Here is a 15,546-nt window from a genome sequence, read left to right on the forward strand (position 1 = left end):
AACCCGTTTAAACGAGTAATAAGTTTAACCCCTAGAGGGCGCGCGCGACGACCACTGCTTCAGGGCTGAGCTCCGTGAAGGGTTTGCAAGCGTAGTCCTCGAACATCGCCCTCACCTCGAAGCCCGCCTCCCGCAGGTAGTGCTTTATCTCGCGCGGCGAGAAGAGCCTTATGTTTATCCTGTGCGTGAAGACGTCGATCTTGCTCTGGGGCAGGTCTATCACCGACCACGTGATCTCCAGGAGCGCTACTTGGTTGTGGAGGTCGAGCCTCCAGGTTTCCTCCTTTATAGCGAGCATCGACCCAGACCTGCGGAAGCTCGCTGAGGGCGTCTCGTAGTAAAGCCTCTTCTCCTGCACGCCGACCAGGTTCCAAGTGTCGAAGACGAAGAGGCCGCCCGTGTTCAGGTGAGCCCTGATCGCCTTGAGCACGCTCATCAGGTCGTCATCGTCGACGAAGTAGCTCATGACGCCGTACATGGCTATCGCCGAGTCGAAGCGTCTGCCGGCGCTGAAGGACCTTATGTCCGCTTGCACGAACGAGGCGTTCTGCAAGCCCCTGCTCTTCTCGCGGGCCTTCTCCACCATCTCCCGGGAGACGTCCACGCCTACAACGCTGTACCCTCTCCTCGCCAGCTCAACGCTGTGGATGCCCGTGCCGCAGCCCACGTCGAGCACGCTCCTCACCGGTATCGACGAGTGCTCGCGGAACATCTTCTCCAGAAAGTCTGTCTCAGCCTTCACATCTCTGTGCGAGTAAAGCAGGTCGTAGTACAGTGCGTAGTAGTCAGTCTCACCCACGCGGTGTTAAGAGAAAGGTTATTAAAAAAATCTTTACGCCCTTCGCCTGCGTATCACGCGGAGCAGTAGAGCGATGCACGTGATCTGGGTCGCTAGGACGTAGATGCCGCTCACCCAAAGTGGGAGGTTCAGGTCGATCATCAGGCCGTAAACCGCGCCGGATAGCAGCGATCCCAGGCCGACCGCGGTGCTGAAGAAGCCGTAGGCCGTAGCTCTCACGGAGGGCTCCGTGAGGTCCCCCACCGCCGCCCTGTAGACCGACTCCTGGGAGCCGAGGACCAGCCCGAACACCAGCGCTGAGAGAGCTATCGGCAGGAAGCCGCGCTGCAGCGCCAGGAACGGCACTGCTATCGAGAGCGTGAAGGGGAAGAGGAGCACCCAGAGCCTGTACCTGTCGTACAGGAGCCCGAAAACAAGCGCGAAGATGGCGTCCACGAACTGTATCGCAGCATAGAGGACGGGGGGCAGCCAAGAGCCCATCTGCGCGACCTCCGGTGTTTCTGCGGCCAGGTAGAGGATGAGGGAGGCGGGGAACAGCCCCATCGCGTTTACGAAGACGGCCGCGATGTAGGCCGCAGCCTCCTTGCCCAGAGCCCGGCCCTCCCCGCTCTTCCTCTCCTCCCTCATTTCGACCGGGAGCGCGGTGGTCGACCTGACGTAGGCTAGGGTCAGCATCAGGAGGGCGTAGGGGATTATCGAGTAGAAGAACGCGAGCCTGTAGCTCGACGTCACCGCCAGCACGGCGGCGAAAAGCAACGGACCGCTCGTTGCCCCCACCTGGTCGAGGAGCTCGTGCAGGCCGAATGCCTTGCCGCTCCCGATGCTCTTGGAGGCGAAGGATATTATCGTGTCGCGAGAGGGGGTCCTAATTCCCTTGCCGAGCCTCTCAAGAATGACCAGGGCTGCCGCGAGAGCCCAGCCGAGGCCGAGCGCCTCGCTTAGGGGTATCAGGGGTATTGCGATTATGAGGCCGTAGCCTAGGAAGACGAGGGCCCAGTAGCTCTTCGTCTTGTCCGCGAGGACACCGCCTAGGAGCCTCGAGAAGTAGGATGTGAGCTCTCCCAGCCCCATGACTGTGCCTACAACAGCCGCAGACGCCCCCAGGTACTTCATGTACTCCGGTATAGTGCCCCTCGAGCCCTCGTAGACGATGTCACCCAGGAGGCTTACCAGGCCGAAGGAGAGAATGAGCTTGTAAGCCTTAGCCCTGTCGCTGTCCGCCAAACTGAACCGCCAGGCTGATAGGGATCGGTCAATAGAAATACTTTTTCATGTCGGCCGCTTCTCCCCTTCAGGTGGCTCCCACTCCTTCGTCAGCTGGGCCAGCCGCCTCAGCAACCACCTCGAGTAGACCTTCCGCTCGAGCAGCCTGCTGAGTATCGACAGAATCTCGTCGTAGGTCCTCCTGTCGACGGGGAAGGGGACGCCGTCCTTCCCGCCGACGGCGTAGGCGAACTTGAAGGGGTCAACGGGGTGCGTGACGGGGTCCCGCCAAGAGGGCGGAGTCTCGTAGACGAGCTCCGCGATGAGGGCGAGAGCTCTAACGGTCGAAGGCCCCACCCCGCGGATCGACAGGAGCTCCGCGTAGCTGCTCACACCCGCCTCACGGGCCGCCTCAAGCCCCCTCCTCTCAGGCTTGGGCACCCCGAGCTTAGCGTACCTTTCCAGGACCCCCCTAACGTCGACCCCCTCGTAGGGCTTGTAAAGGACCAGCGGCCTGTAGCCCGAGGCTATCGCCTGGGCCTGCCTCAGGTATCCCTCGATCCTCGCGGCACCCTCCTGCGCAAGGTCTACGGCCAGCCTCCTGAAGCCCGAAGCCTCCGACGCCACAGTGTTGAGCGCGAAGGGCTCCCGCACCCCCATGATCCCGGAGTGGGGCTCGTTCACGGGGTCCGTCACCCTGCCGGAGAACCAGTGCCACCTCCTGGCGAGCCTGGCGCCCGGGTTCATGCCCTGCTGGACGACCGCCCAGGCACCGTCCTCCGAGACGAAGAAGGCGTGGTGGTAGAGCTGGTAGCCCGCCTGCACGGCGGCGCTGTCCACCTTCGCGACGAGGTACGATGTCCTGGTGTAAGCGGCGGGGTCGAGTCCCAGCTCGCCGGCATGCCTCTCGAGCTCCGCTGGTGTCTCGAGGCTTTTTCTGCCCTTCCCGCCAGCGACCCTCACGCCCAGATCCGACGCGTTGAGGACAGCCTTCAGGATGCCCGTGGTCACGGTCGTGGACCCCGAGGAGTCCCAGTCCATGCCGATGAGGTTGCTCAGGGCCTGGAAGTACACCGGGTCTGCAAGCCTCTCGAGTAGCCCGCGCGGGCCGTACTCGTCGACGATGAGCTCGGTGACTACAGCGGCAAGCCTGGTCATCCTTCTGAGCAGCCAGGCTGGGACAGAGCCCGTGTGGAGCGGTAGCTCCGCTACGCCTACCCGCATCTCTAACAAATGTTAGGAAATCAAGGATTTAAACCTAAGCGCGGTTCTCCGAGGCGTGTCGTGGACCACGATCCTGGTAGCGTTCACTGTTGGCCTACTAGCAGGCACTGTGACGGGCTTCACCGGTGCTAGCGGGGTTGTAGTCGTGGTACCCTTGCTCAGCTTGCTGTGCGGCTTGACCGTGCACAGCGCCATAGCCGCTAGCCTGTTCGTCGACACGCTGGCATCTCTCACGGTCGCGTACACTTACTTCAGGAACGGGCGGGTTGAGGTCAAGGACGGGGTGATGATAGGCTTAAGCTCGATTGCCGGCGCCCAGATCGGTGCCTTTATAGCTTCAGCGACTCCCGAGTCCCGCATCTCGAGGGCCTTCGGCGTTTTCACGATAGCGCTGGGAATTATGATGATGCGGCGTAGCAGGGGCAAGGGGCTTCTGTCTAAGGACTTTTCGGGGATAACCTCGCGCCTCCCGCCTACCCAGAGGGTTCTCGCGACGGTGATCTTAGGGTTCGGGGTTGGAGTGATCACCGGGGTCTTCGGCGCGGGTGGAGGCTTGATGTTCCTGTTACTTCTCGTCGTCGTCCTGGGAGAGCCGCTTCACAAGGCTGTCGGGACCTCTACGCTCATCATGGCCTTGACCGCTTTCTCGGGCACCGTCGGGTACCTGGTCCACGGCTTCCTCGACGTTCTCTACAGCGCAGCCACTTCTGTAGGCAGCATACTAGCTGGGGCAGCCGCTTCCAGGGTAGCTAACAGGTTGCCGGAGCGAGCACTCTCCATGGTTATGGGACTTGTATTCTTGGCCATCGGCGCGCTGATGGTACTTCTAAGAGGTGGGCTGTCGTAAGGCTGAGCCGATACTAATACTCCTCGCACCTTGTCCACGGTGGAAGAGGACCCTTCCCACCGCTGGGTCCTCAGGCACTAGCCTCCGGCTTGGAGCCAAGGGTATTCAAGCGAGGGTAGCAGACGCTACACTGTGCCGCCGCACCGCATACTGCTCCAAAAAAAGGATTTCAGCGAGAGCAGATATATAAACCACTTTTCATAAACTTTATGCGTTGCAGATGCGCTCGGGCGAGACCTTTATCGAGGCCTCGCACCTCGTTAAAGACTACGGCTCGGTTAGGGCGATAGACGGCCTGAGCTTCGATACCGGTGCGAGCGTCCTCGCGCTCGTGGGGCCGAACGGCGCGGGGAAGACCACCTTCGTGAAGATCGCGACGTGCCTCCTCAAGCCCACATCGGGCACGCTTAGGGTCCTGGGCTTGGACGTTACCAGTGACTCGGAGGAGCTGAGGAGGAGGATCTCGCTTCTCCCGCAGGACGCCAGCCCCGACACGGGCGCCACGCCTCTGGAGCACGTCGCTTACTACCTGTTCGCGAGGGGCTACAGCATGGCTGATGCTAGGGCTCGAGCGAGGGAGGTCCTCGAGCGGCTCGGGCTGTGGGACCACAGGGACAAGCAGTGCCTCAGGCTTTCCGGGGGCATGAGGAGGCTCGTCCTGCTCGCCATGGCCTTAGCCCCGGACGTCGACGCGGTTTTCCTCGACGAGCCCACGTCGGGGCTGGACCCTGTCAACAGGGTGAGGATCTGGGGTGAGGTCAAGAGGATGTCCAAGGAGGGGGTGCGCGTGCTCGTCACCTCGCACGAGATGGACGAGGTGGAGGAGAACTCCGACGAGGTCGTGATGATAAACAGGGGCAGGCTCGTGGCCAGGGGTCCGCCGGGTGTGCTCGCCTCAGAGGTCTCGGGGCTGGCTAGGGTGGAGGTGACCCTTCCCGGGGAGGGTGCCTACGAGAGGGTGCGCGAGGCGCTCAGCGGCCTCACGTCGGTTAAGGGGGTGTACAAGGTGGGGTCGGTGGCCGTGGCCTACGTCGAGAAGCACGCGGCTGCCGAGGCGGCGGCGAGGATCTCGGAGGCGGGAGGCGGCCTAGACGTTAAGGTGGGGAGGTGCGGGCTGAAGGACGCGTTTTTCCGGAGGGTGATGCAGCCGTGAGGGGCGCGCTGGGAGTGGCGCTACTGGTCTCGCGCAGGGGTTTCAGGGCGTGGCAGGCGTACGTGAACTCGATCCTCTACACTGTTTGGCTTCTCGCCCTGTTCTACGTGCTGGGCGGCGCCAAGCTGCTCCCGCACGTGCTGGTCGGCGCGGTACTCTCGCTCGCGCTGAGCTCGGGCTCCTCGAGTGCAGTGTACGAGGCGTACTACAGCCTCATCAAGCTCGAGGACGCTTTCCTCGCCTCACCCGTGGGCATGCTGGAGTTCAGGTTCGGGCTGGCCCTCGGCCATCTACTCCCCTCTGTGGCCACGATCCTGGCCTACTCCGCGCTCCTGGCGCTCTCGGTCAGCGCTCACCCGCTCGCCGTGGCCGCGGCGCTCACCCTTGTAGTGCTCGTTCCCTGGGCCGCGGGGGTTTTGCTGGGCTACGTGGTAGCCAGGGGTGACCTGAACGCGGGCCCGAAGGTGAACCTCATAGGAAACATCCTCACCCTCGTGCCACCGGTGTACTACCCCGCCAGCATCCTGCCCGAGGCTGTCAGGCCGCTCAGCTACCTGGCTCCGACGTTCAACGTAGCTGAGCTGGCGAAGATGCTTCTCGGCGTCGAAGCAGTGGATGCCCGCCACGCTGCCGCGTGTGGCTTCTTCCTGGGCCTAGAGCTCGCAGCCCTCTGGGTGTTAGCGAGGAGAGTGCGCTGAGCAGCGCCACGGCATGCGCGCACGGTGTGTAAGGTTTTTCTAGGTGCGGGTCTGTAGTGTCGTGTGCGGGAGTACTGGGACGCGTTCGTGATGCTGTTCATCGTGCTCGACTCGGTTGGGAACATACCCATCTTCTACGCTCTCACCGGTAGCATGAAGGAGTGGGAGAGGAGGAGGGTGTTCGCGAAGTCAGTGCTGATCGCCTCCACCCTGCTGGTCTTCTTCACGCTTTTCGGGTACTCGTTCTTCACGTACTACAACGTGACATTCACGGACTTCAAGATCGCCGGGGGTATCCTCCTGCTCCTCCTGGCGCTGGAGGGGCTCGTCGGCAGAGTTGAGGCGGAGACCCTGAGGAGCGAGGACTTAGCCGTAGTGCCCATGGCGACACCGCTCCTCGCGGGGCCCGGTAGCATATACGTGGTCATGTACCTGAACAGTGTGTACGGGACCCTCCCCACGCTCGCCTCGATAGCGCTGAACACGCTGATAGCGTACGCGATCCTGTCGGGAAGCCACCACATAATCGGGAAGGTGGGAAAGAACACCGTGCTCGTCCTCGCCAGGATTTTCTCGCTACTGCTCGCCGTGCTCGCTGTTTCGATGATCAGGTCCGGCCTCGAGGATGCGCTCCGCGAGGTGCTAAGCCGGGGCTAGGCGATGAGCGCCCAGCTAGGGGAAGAGCACTTGGAGTTCGTGAAGGCGGCCCGCAGGGCCCTAAGCCTGAAGCAGGTTTCGCGGGAGTCGGGCCTGCGCTACACCGTGGCCAGGAGAGTCCTGCACGAGCTCTCAGGCGTCGTAGCCTTCAGGTTCCTCGTGAACTTCCCGGTCATTAAGCTGATGCCCGCCGCGCTCCTCGCGTCGGGGGGCTGCCCGACCTGGCTGGCCTGCACGTTCGTCTCGAAGCTGGAGGGGGAGCATGAGTTTCAGCTGTGCCTGGGCTTGGCGCCAGCCAAGAAGGTCCTATGGGGAGAGCAGGAGGAGAACGGGGTCTTGAGAGGCCTCGAGCTGGTCTTCTGGGATCCCTCGGGCTTCCCGCTTGGGCGCGCAAGAAGGCCGAGCGAGGAGGACTACGCCCTCCCCGAGGAGCCCAGAGTATACGCGCTGAGGCCTGATGCCGTCGACGCCGCACTGCTCTCGTTCAAGCTGGACGCCCCCTTCCTAAGGGTGTTCACGGCCTACGGGAGGGCGCGGAGCCTAGACGACTCTCTTCCGAACCTCACCACTCAGGCAGTGGAGTACCACTTCAAGAGGCACGTCAAGCCCGCGTGGACCGGCAACGCGGCCTACCTGCTTATCCCAGACACCAGCATCCCAGTCCAGGTGTACCTGGTCGAGGGGTGGCGGAGCTGCGCGCTTGCAAGGGTGACGTCGACCCTCACGGGGTACCGGTTCGCCCTCCTCGACAAGAAGAGAGCCCTCATCGTGGGCCAGTTCCCCGCGCGGGAGAAGGTCGAGTTCTACAGGGCTGTTAGAGCCCTAGAGGTGAGGAGCGTATACGGCGAGCTCATAGTACCGCCAGGAGAGGCCGCGTACAAGAGGCCGCTTCTCTGGAAAAGCCTGAGAGAGGGGGGCTGGTCTCACAGCTTCGAGTGCGTGGACAGCCCGAGGCCCGTTTTCCCGTAGCCCCACGGATGGGCAGAGGGCTGAGCGCGAGCCCAAGCGCCCGGTGCAGCTCCGACACTTAAAATCCTCTCCCGATATAATGGTGCTACCGCGTTATAGAACGCGCCCGGTTGCCGATTGAGAGGAAAAGCCATCTATCGAGGCCGCTGCTCAACCTTCTTTTCCTTTGAAGAGGCCGTAGAGGAGGAGCACGCCCGCCGTGTAAATGATTGCCGTGAAGTAGAGCGGGTAGTCCGGGTTCACGCCCATGAGCAAGCCTCCTATGGCCGAACCGAAGCCCCCCGCCAGCTGCCACGCGAGGGTGCTCAGCATAGTATACCGTGAGCGCTCCTCCTCGCCCACCAGCCTCATGCTCAGCGACCAGAACAGCGGGTTGCATGCGTTCATAAGCACGCTCCTCGCTGTGAAAGCTGTAGCGGAGGCGAGGAAGCTCGGGGCCCAAGCTGTGAGCAGAAGGAGGGGGATCGAAGCGGCCTGCATAAGTACGATGGCGTGTAGCGTGCCCATTCTTGAGGAGACGACCGGGGCTAGTGAGGTTGCGGGTATCATTAGGAGGGTTTCCGCGAGCATACGGCTTCCGAGCTCGCCGGCCTCCACCCCGAACTTCAGCATGAAATAGTAGTTTATCATCCACACAGACGCTCCAGCGCCGAGGGCTGTCACAGCGTTCACAGCAGAGAGGAGAACGGTATTCCTCGTGAAGGCGAGCTTGAAGCTCTTGCCACCTTTAACGTCGCGGCTCCGCACAGCGAGAAGGAGCGGGAAGCTGGCCATGGAGACCACACCGCCCGCGAGCATGAACAGCCTGTAGGCATTTACCAAGCCACCCAAGGATGACGCCGCGAGCTGGGGCAGCCAGGAGAGAGCCATGCCGATCGAGCCGCCGGCCAGCCCGAGGATCTGGGATAAGGACGCCACGGAGTCCAGCATCTCCGGCGGAGTCACGTCGGCGAGGAGCGGGTTCAGCGAAACCGAGGCCAGCGCGTTTCCCAGGCCGAGCAGGGCGAAGCCAACGTACAGGGGGCCTGCCCCGTCCCCGAGCACCACTAGCAGGAAGCCCGGGGCTGAAAACGCCAAGGATGCGAGCGCTACCCTCTTCCTGCCGTGCATGTCCGCTAGGTAGGCCGACGGCACTAAGGCGAGGGCTGTTGAGGCGGACATCACAAGCTGCAGCGAGCCGACGTCCTGGGGGGAGAGGTCCAGGTGCTTGAGGTAGGGCTGAAGGACGACATTCATCACGGCGTTGCCCAGGGAAGTCATGAAGCCCAGTAATAGCAGTGCGGCGATGCTCCTGTCTATTCTCTTCAACATGTTCTCCATGCGGGTCAGCACTACATGTAACAAGTCACTATTATATAAGATTTACCTTACATAATGCTAAAAGTACAGGGAAGTGCAGGCTAAGACACGGTGCACTTGCAGCTCGGTAGGCTCCTGCTACTCGCCCTGTACAGGCTAGCCCCCCAAGGAATATACGGGAAGACGGCAGGCGCGATCGCTCCCGGGAGAGTGCTGCTCGACGTGGGTGGCGCCAGCGGGAGACTCGCCGAGAGCATCGGCGGCAGGTACGAGCTGTCCCTGGTGCTCGACGTGGACGCCGCGCACTTTCCGCGGCGCAGGCCGGCCGGGGTCGAGTTTATCTGCGCGAGCGCCTGCTACCTTCCGCTCAGGCGCGAGTCCGTTGACTCTGCCGTGTTTCACGACTCCCTGCACCACATGGACGACCCCGAGAAGGCTATCCAGGAGGCAACAGAGGCTCTGAGGGTAAACGGTAAGCTCTACGTCTTCGACTTCGACAGGTGTGGGCTAGCGGGCAGAGCTATCCTGCTCTTTGAGAAAGCACTCGGCTTCCCCGCGAGGCTCATGACGGCCGAGGAGCTGGAGCGGCTGATAAGTGGCCTGCGGGTGCTGAGTGTGAGGCGTGGAGCGCTTTCAACTCTCACCCTCGTCGCCGTCAAGCCCTCTCGAGGAACTCCTTGAGCTCGTCTGCTAGAGATTCCTGCTTGCACTTCTCGCAGAGCCAGAGCTTCTCCACCTGCGCCTCGGAGACGCCGGCCTTCCTCAGCTTCTCCGCAATCCTCACTATCCTCGCCTGGGGGCCTATGGGCGCGCCGCAGCGCCTGCAATGGGCTTCCGGAGAGCTGGCCACCGCGATTGGGGAGCGCGCTGACAGCAGCGCGGGGTTCGCGGCCCTCACGAGGCGCACCGCCTTCTCAGGGCACACCGAAACGCAGGTGCCACAGCCTATGCAGTCCGAGTGGGTGAACAGGAGAGTGTAGCCCTCCCCGTGCCGGAGAGACAGGGCGTGGGTGGGGCAGGCCTTCTCGCATGCCCCGCAGAGCGTGCAGGCTTCAGCGTCCACCTCTACGCGGAAGAGGGGGAGGCGGCTGAGAGGAACCCAGCTGCTCTCGCCGGAGGCCAGGGGGGCGATGATGTCTGGGAGCTTCTCGCCTGAGACCGGTTTAGCCTCCTTGCTTGACGTGATGAGCTCGGCCTCGCGCACCAGCGCGAGGTACTCCTCGACCGCCCTGCCCCTGGGGCACTTAGCCCTTAGCTCGGCCGGGCAGTGGAGCACCACGTTCAGCCCCAGCTGCCTGGCGAAGAGGTACTCGTGTATCCTCAGTGCGGCCACGCACGGTACCTCAACGACCGCTCCCTTCAAACCGCCGCTGTACACGCTGGTCCTGCCCTCGGGGCACGTCACGACAACGCCTTGGGCGCCGCTCGACTTCAGCTCGTAGAGCAACCTCCGCAACGCTACAGGGGGGAAGGCTGGGACTAGTAGGAGGCCTGATGGGCAGGAGGAGGCGCACAGCCCGCACTCCACGCACTTCTGCTCCAAGACTCCCGGGGGTTTCCCGGATAGGGCGTCGTAGGGGCAGGAGCTGAGGCAGAGGCTGCAGCTCTTCAGCGATGAGCACTGAGCGTCTCGAACCTCCGGCATCGCAGTGTACGTGAAGAACACCCCTAGGCCCGCCTTCAGGATCTCGCGGCGCGACACGGTCTTGCCCGCCTCCGAGACGACGACCGGTATGTACTCCGCCGATGCCTCCAAGTACGCCTTGTGCGACCTGACGAGGCCATCCAGACTGACTCCGGAGATCGCCGGATCCCTCTGCGAGTCGATGTAGACTACGCGGTTCCACCTGGCACCTATCCTCCTTAGCTCTCCCCTGATCCTCAGCCAGTCCCCTGGGCTCCACGCGCCGACAACGACTAGGCCGTCGAGCTCTCCGAGCCTCCGCGCGATCTCTTCGGGAGCCGGCGAGCTAGGGTACTCTGCGACCTCTACTTCGGGCACCGGCCTCACACCCCCGCAGGTGGCTGTTGCGGAGCGGAGGAGAGGATCCTCGTGCACTCCTCTATAGCGAGGTAGAAGGCGACAGCCTGGAGACCCGCGACGACGACGAGGCCTGGGAGCATAGCTGCAGGGTTAGGGATCAGGCCCACGAGGACGCCCCCGAGGATGTACGCCACCGTCAGCAGAGCGACGTGCTTGAACCTCTCTGACTGGAGGGCCCCTCCCAGCTCGTAAAAGAGCATTATCATCCCAACCTCCCCCACGAACGCGAGGATGCCTGCGAGAACGACGAGGATGAGAGGTAGCATCAAAAGTACTACCAGTCTAATCAGCCTCTCTGCCTGAGCCGCTTGCATCAAAGCTGGGAGAGCGCCCGCAGCGAGAGCAACCGCGGCAATAAAGGCTAGGACGCCTGTGGCCAGCGCCCCCCAGTAGCCTATGTACAGCAGCTTCCTTGGCGTGTCGAAGACGGAGGGTCTCCACTTAGCGAGGTGCTTGCTCGAGGGGAGCAGCTTCGCGTAGATGGCGTAGAGGCTTATGACCCCGGAGGCTAAGCCCAGCAGGGCTCCGATGATTAGCAACGGTAACCACGCGATCAGCCTGCTCGCCAAGCCCTGAATCGAGGTTTGAGCCGTCAGGGAGATGGAGAGCAGGGCTGGGACCGCAGACAGGATCGCCACGCTAACTAAGATTCCGAGGATCGAGGCTACTAGCAGTAGCTTCGAGGCACTGCGAAGGTCCCTAAGGCCTGCGACTAGGTGATCCTGCTCCACAAGATGGACGTGCATACTTACAATATATTCTTTCCTAGAGAGCTTTCAAGAAGGCTCGCGTAGCGGAACATCGAGTCGGGGGCTAGGGTGACGATTGCGCCGTCGCACTCCCCCGCTACTCTGAGGACGCCGGCGATGTTCGCGCCCGTGGATACTCCCCCGAGGATTCCCTCCTCTCTCGCGAGCCTAAGCATCCACTCCACCGCCTCCCTGAGCGAGACCTCTATTACGGCGTCAACCAGGTCCCGGTTGCGGGAGAGTATGTCCGGTACCGTGGAAACAGCTAGGCCCTCAATCTCCTCCCCCCGCCCTCTGCCGCCTGCCACCGGCGAGCCCTTCGGCACCACTGCCACAGCCTTAACCCTGGGGCCGATGACGCTCTTGAGGTACTTCGAGACACCCACGATCGTCCCCCCGGTCCCCACGCCCATGACGAAGCAACCGACCCTGTCCCCCAGCGCTCTGCAGATCTCGGGCCCGGTGGTCTCGAAGTGCGCCCTCACGTTCGCCTCGTTCGAGTACTGGGCCAGGAACACGCCTCCCCTCTCGTGGGCGACGCGCCTTGCCACGTTGATCATGTGGTCCGGGTGGTCTCGGGGGACCTTCGGGGCGAAGATTACCTCGGCTCCGAGCGCCTTTATCACCGCTACCTTAGCGGGGGAGGTGCCCTCCTCCAGGACGATGACAGCCCTGTAGCCTAGCCGCCCCGCGAGCCACGCGACGCTGATCGCGGTGTTTCCGCTGGATGCCTCCACCACCGTCCCGCCGGGCTCGAGGAGTCCTCTCTCGACCGCGTCCCTGATCATGTACAAGGCGATCCTATCCTTGTGGCTACCGGTCGGGTTCAGGTACTCGAGCTTAACATACACCTCGCCGCCGCTTAGGGGCTCTATCCTCCTGAGGCGGACCAGTGGCGTGTTGCCTATAAGATCCTCAACGCTTGCCACGCTACCGTGATGCCTACGGAGGATAAAAGTTTTAACCTGGCTCTGTGGCGTGGAAGACGAGGACCGGGTGACAGGGCCTTCAGCGGTCTGAGCCCCGTGATGAGGTCTCGGGGTTTCTCACCTCCTCTGCCTTAGCGCGAGCTCGATGCGGCAGATGCTGTCGCCCCTGGCTATGCAGCTCGTCTCCCTGGCCTCGATAGAGGTTCTGTCGGCGCCCCACAGCTCCCCAACGATGCCCGCGACGAGGCCCTTCAGTATGGAGGACTCGAAGCCCGCGACCCCCCTCATCGCGCCGCACTCGGCGCTGCCGTGAACCGTGACGGTTGCGTGCGAGTCGGTGACAGACTCCCAGAAGACCTTGCCCAGCCCCATGTGCCGTAGCACCTCCGACGCGGCGACGAGGAGACCCTTCCCCTCGAGCCCGAGGCCCCTCAGCCCGCGGGCCAGCTCCCGCCCGTAGGCGAACGAGGCGCTGTACAGCGGCAGCAGGAGGGACCTGCCTAGGAGCCTCCAGCTCTCCCTCAGCATCGAGCCGAAGAGCTCGGAGTCGAGAACGAGGGCTCTGCGCGTGCCCTGTAGCACGGGGAACCCCCAGCTCTCCACCGCCAGCCCCTTAGCCGGCCCTGGTGCACTGTCCACGGCCTTGACGCCCTCTAAGCCCCCGAGGCAGGCCAGGAAGGGCTCTAGGCAGCCCTCGCTCCTGCACGAGGCGGAGAGGAGGAGCACGTCCACGAGCTCCCCCCGGGTCGTCCACACGTTCAGGAGCTCAACGTCCCTGCCCGCGCACCGCGCGATCCCAGATAGGAGAAGGGAGAGGTCTGCACCCTTCTCCGCCAGCAGCAACACGAGGCGGACGTCACGCCCCGGGTAGACGACTAGGCCTGAAAGACCAGTTGCAGGCTCACCCATAGAATAAACACGCGCTCACACAGTTTTAGGCTTTATGGCGAGTTCCTCGACAAGCCAGCTCACGGCGGTCCGCGTCCTCGCCTCCAGCTCCTCGGCGATCCTCCTGGAAGCGTCGAAGTGGAGCAGGCTTTTGAGCGTGAATATCTTCTCCTCGAAGTGGGCGAGGCTGTCCTCCACGCTCCGCCCCGTCTCGAAGCCGTAGACCAGCACCCTCAGGAAGCCGACGACGCCGAGGGCGTCAAGCTTGTCCGCATCGCTCAGGATCATCGCCTCCACGCTGAGGGGCTTCACGCCTCGGCTCCTGGCGTAGCTGAAGCTGTGGTACTCGATGGCGTTAACGATGAGCTTCACCTCCCTCTCCCCCACACCCCACTCTCTCAGCAGGCTCTCAGCGAGCCTAGCGGAGTAGTAGGCGTGGGGCTCCCCGAGTTTCCTGCCGATGTCGTGAAGGTAGACTGCCACCCTGAGCAGGTCCAGGTCGACGTTGCCCACCTCTGAGGCTATCCTCTCCGCGAACCTCATCACGCGCTCCACGTGGGGGAAGCCGTGCACAAAGTCATCCCCGAGTAGTTCGCGGGACACTTTCTCGGATGAGGCCAGGACTTCTCTCACAGGGTAGCTCCCATCTATTTGCAGTATAAATAGTTTAATGCATCGGGCCCTTGGCGATCAGCCCCTGGTTCTCTTTCCCTTCTCTCGCCTAAGAGCAACTACCGCCACAGCCAAACCGATAATTAAGGCCAGTGAGGTAACTGCCTCTGGGAGGACGACCACAAGCGGTGGCAGTTGCTCCTGGTGCTGGGGCGGAGCCGTGGTGTTGACGGATGGGGGTGGGCTGGGTAGCGTTGCGTTCTTCCTCCCGAGATCCAGCTTGATGGCGTAGACTGACCAGCGGGGTTCCTGCTGCTCTCTCTCGGCTGCGGCTATGTAGACGGTGCTATGGTTCACGGCCACTGAGCCGAGGGTGGGGTGAGCCGGGTTCTGGGAGAGCTCGAGGATTGCGGCTACGTCAAGAGTAGTTGAGTTGAGGAGGTATAAGAGGGGCTTCACGGACTCCGCGTACAGTGCGATGTAGCCGTCCACCACCGCGAGCTTGTAGCCCCCCACCGATGATTTAGCTAGCACCGTGCCGCTGCTGTCTAAAACGATGGTGCCGTTGGGGCCGGTGACGTACACAAGCCCCTCCCCGCTCAAGGCTACCGAGAAAGCGTAGCCCGCTATGCCCGGCCGGAGCCCCAGAAGCGGGCTCATGTTCGCCGCGATTTTCTCAACCCTCCATGTGAATCCCCCGGGGGTGAGGGCTGTGCCCGCGAGCCAGAGCGAGCCATCGCCTAGCGCGCACGAGTACACGCCGGTGTTGGAGACCCTCGGGCTGTACGCTGCGACGAGCTTCAGGCTTTCGAGGTCCCGCTTCTCGACCCTCACTCCAGCCGTCGAGGAGTCGATGCCGGCCACGTAGAGGTACCTCCCGTCCGACGCGAGCGCGGTCGCGTAGCCAGCGACGCCGGTGTAGGACCGCAGCGGGGTTAGGTCATCGCTGAAGGAGACCACGATCCACCTGCCATCAGGGGATACGCCGGCGACGAAGAGCCTGCCCCCGGTGTAGAGGCAGGAGTAGAGGATGCTCGCGCCGCGGTACGAGTAGCTCTTGACGAGCTCCCCGCTCAGGGGGTCTCTAACCTCGATCCGACCCGAGAGGTTTGATCCCGCACCCGTGTAGCCGACGACATAGAGGCTTCTCCCGAAGCAGGCTGAGAACGCAGCCCCCTCCGCCGAGGTGACTCTCCAGAGAACCCTAGCTTCGGAGGGCTGCGCCAACGAGTATCCAGAGGCGAGGAGAAGCGCGAGGAGAGCGATGGCTAGGAGGGGACGCATACAAGGTACAACAACAGTAGCCGTATATTTGCTTTTAGGGCTCAGGGGCAGTCGCTACTTCCGCTTCGCAGAAAAGCGATGGCCTTCTCCAGGAGCTTCCTGTGGTACTCCTCCTCGGAGGCGAGCTCCTCGAAGAGAAGAGGTTCGACGCAGCGGGACAGCGAGGCCACCCTGAAACCGAGCTTTGCGTA

16 protein-coding genes are annotated in these 15,546 nt (G+C 62.9%); 6 read left to right on the top strand and 10 right to left on the bottom strand.

From position 1 onward, the window contains the following. Window positions 1–31 precede the first annotated feature (31 nt). The 3 genes from MOV14_RS01350 to MOV14_RS01360 are packed head-to-tail and all read right to left on the bottom strand — an operon-like array spanning window position 32 to window position 3,226. Window positions 32–799 (bottom strand): class I SAM-dependent DNA methyltransferase, encoded by a 768-nt coding sequence (locus MOV14_RS01350; protein ID WP_318537435.1) that lies wholly within the window; start codon window positions 797–799, stop codon window positions 32–34. A 33-nt stretch (window positions 800–832) separates the two neighbouring features. After that, window positions 833–2,023, bottom strand: a complete 1,191-nt coding sequence (locus tag MOV14_RS01355; protein WP_318537436.1) for an MFS transporter — start codon at window positions 2,021–2,023, stop codon at window positions 833–835. Between the two features lie 45 nt (window positions 2,024–2,068). Then, on the bottom strand, window positions 2,069–3,226 hold the full coding sequence (locus tag MOV14_RS01360) for a DUF763 domain-containing protein (protein WP_318537437.1): 1,158 nt from the start codon (window positions 3,224–3,226) through the stop codon (window positions 2,069–2,071). 55 nt (window positions 3,227–3,281) lie between these two features. Between MOV14_RS01360 and MOV14_RS01365 the strand changes: the two genes are divergently transcribed. The 5 genes from MOV14_RS01365 (at window position 3,282) to MOV14_RS01385 (ending at window position 7,550) form a co-directional block, all read left to right on the top strand. Beyond that, the gene (locus MOV14_RS01365; protein ID WP_318537438.1) at window positions 3,282–4,073 is read left to right on the top strand and encodes a sulfite exporter TauE/SafE family protein; all 792 of its coding nucleotides are present in this window, start codon (window positions 3,282–3,284) and stop codon (window positions 4,071–4,073) included. 220 nt (window positions 4,074–4,293) lie between these two features. Then, a complete protein-coding gene (locus tag MOV14_RS01370; protein ID WP_318537439.1) occupies window positions 4,294–5,226 on the top strand; it encodes an ABC transporter ATP-binding protein in 933 nt (310 codons plus the stop codon). Beyond that, a complete protein-coding gene (locus MOV14_RS01375; RefSeq protein ID WP_318537440.1) occupies window positions 5,223–5,924 on the top strand; it encodes a hypothetical protein in 702 nt (233 codons plus the stop codon). The genes MOV14_RS01370 and MOV14_RS01375 overlap by 4 nt, the downstream gene beginning before the upstream one ends. Before the next feature lie 63 nt (window positions 5,925–5,987). Beyond that, a complete protein-coding gene (locus MOV14_RS01380) occupies window positions 5,988–6,581 on the top strand; it encodes a MarC family protein (RefSeq protein WP_318537441.1) in 594 nt (197 codons plus the stop codon). A 3-nt stretch (window positions 6,582–6,584) separates the two neighbouring features. Continuing rightward, complete coding sequence (locus MOV14_RS01385; RefSeq protein WP_318537442.1) at window positions 6,585–7,550, top strand: hypothetical protein; 966 nt, start codon at window positions 6,585–6,587, stop codon at window positions 7,548–7,550. Between the two features lie 150 nt (window positions 7,551–7,700). Here the strand turns inward: MOV14_RS01385 and MOV14_RS01390 are convergent, their stop codons facing one another. After that, complete coding sequence (locus tag MOV14_RS01390; RefSeq protein WP_318537443.1) at window positions 7,701–8,870, bottom strand: MFS transporter; 1,170 nt, start codon at window positions 8,868–8,870, stop codon at window positions 7,701–7,703. A gap of 90 nt (window positions 8,871–8,960) precedes the next feature. On the opposite strand from MOV14_RS01390, the gene MOV14_RS01395 reads away from it, so the two are divergent. Beyond that, complete coding sequence (locus tag MOV14_RS01395) at window positions 8,961–9,530, top strand: class I SAM-dependent methyltransferase (protein ID WP_318537444.1); 570 nt, start codon at window positions 8,961–8,963, stop codon at window positions 9,528–9,530. Here the strand turns inward: MOV14_RS01395 and MOV14_RS01400 are convergent. From MOV14_RS01400 to MOV14_RS01425, 6 genes are all read right to left on the bottom strand, one after another. Then, window positions 9,505–10,851, bottom strand: a complete 1,347-nt coding sequence (locus tag MOV14_RS01400; protein WP_318537445.1) for a 4Fe-4S binding protein — start codon at window positions 10,849–10,851, stop codon at window positions 9,505–9,507. The genes MOV14_RS01395 and MOV14_RS01400 overlap by 26 nt on opposite strands. Before the next feature lie 5 nt (window positions 10,852–10,856). After that, the gene (locus MOV14_RS01405) at window positions 10,857–11,639 is read right to left on the bottom strand and encodes a hypothetical protein (protein WP_318537446.1); all 783 of its coding nucleotides are present in this window, start codon (window positions 11,637–11,639) and stop codon (window positions 10,857–10,859) included. A 2-nt stretch (window positions 11,640–11,641) separates the two neighbouring features. After that, entirely contained in the window at window positions 11,642–12,571 is a 930-nt protein-coding gene (locus MOV14_RS01410) for a PLP-dependent cysteine synthase family protein (protein WP_318537447.1), read from the bottom strand. Between the two features lie 117 nt (window positions 12,572–12,688). Continuing rightward, window positions 12,689–13,480 (bottom strand): hypothetical protein, encoded by a 792-nt coding sequence (locus tag MOV14_RS01415; RefSeq protein ID WP_318537448.1) that lies wholly within the window; start codon window positions 13,478–13,480, stop codon window positions 12,689–12,691. Window positions 13,481–13,495: 15 nt separating this feature from the next. Then, window positions 13,496–14,092: an HD domain-containing protein gene (locus tag MOV14_RS01420; protein WP_318537449.1), complete on the bottom strand. Its 597-nt coding sequence runs from the start codon at window positions 14,090–14,092 to the stop codon at window positions 13,496–13,498. A 57-nt stretch (window positions 14,093–14,149) separates the two neighbouring features. Then, the gene (locus MOV14_RS01425; protein WP_318537450.1) at window positions 14,150–15,355 is read right to left on the bottom strand and encodes a hypothetical protein; all 1,206 of its coding nucleotides are present in this window, start codon (window positions 15,353–15,355) and stop codon (window positions 14,150–14,152) included. Window positions 15,356–15,546 lie beyond the last annotated feature (191 nt).

The organism is Infirmifilum sp. NZ (assembly GCF_022693705.1).
GTDB lineage: Archaea > Thermoproteota > Thermoprotei > Thermofilales > Thermofilaceae > Thermofilum.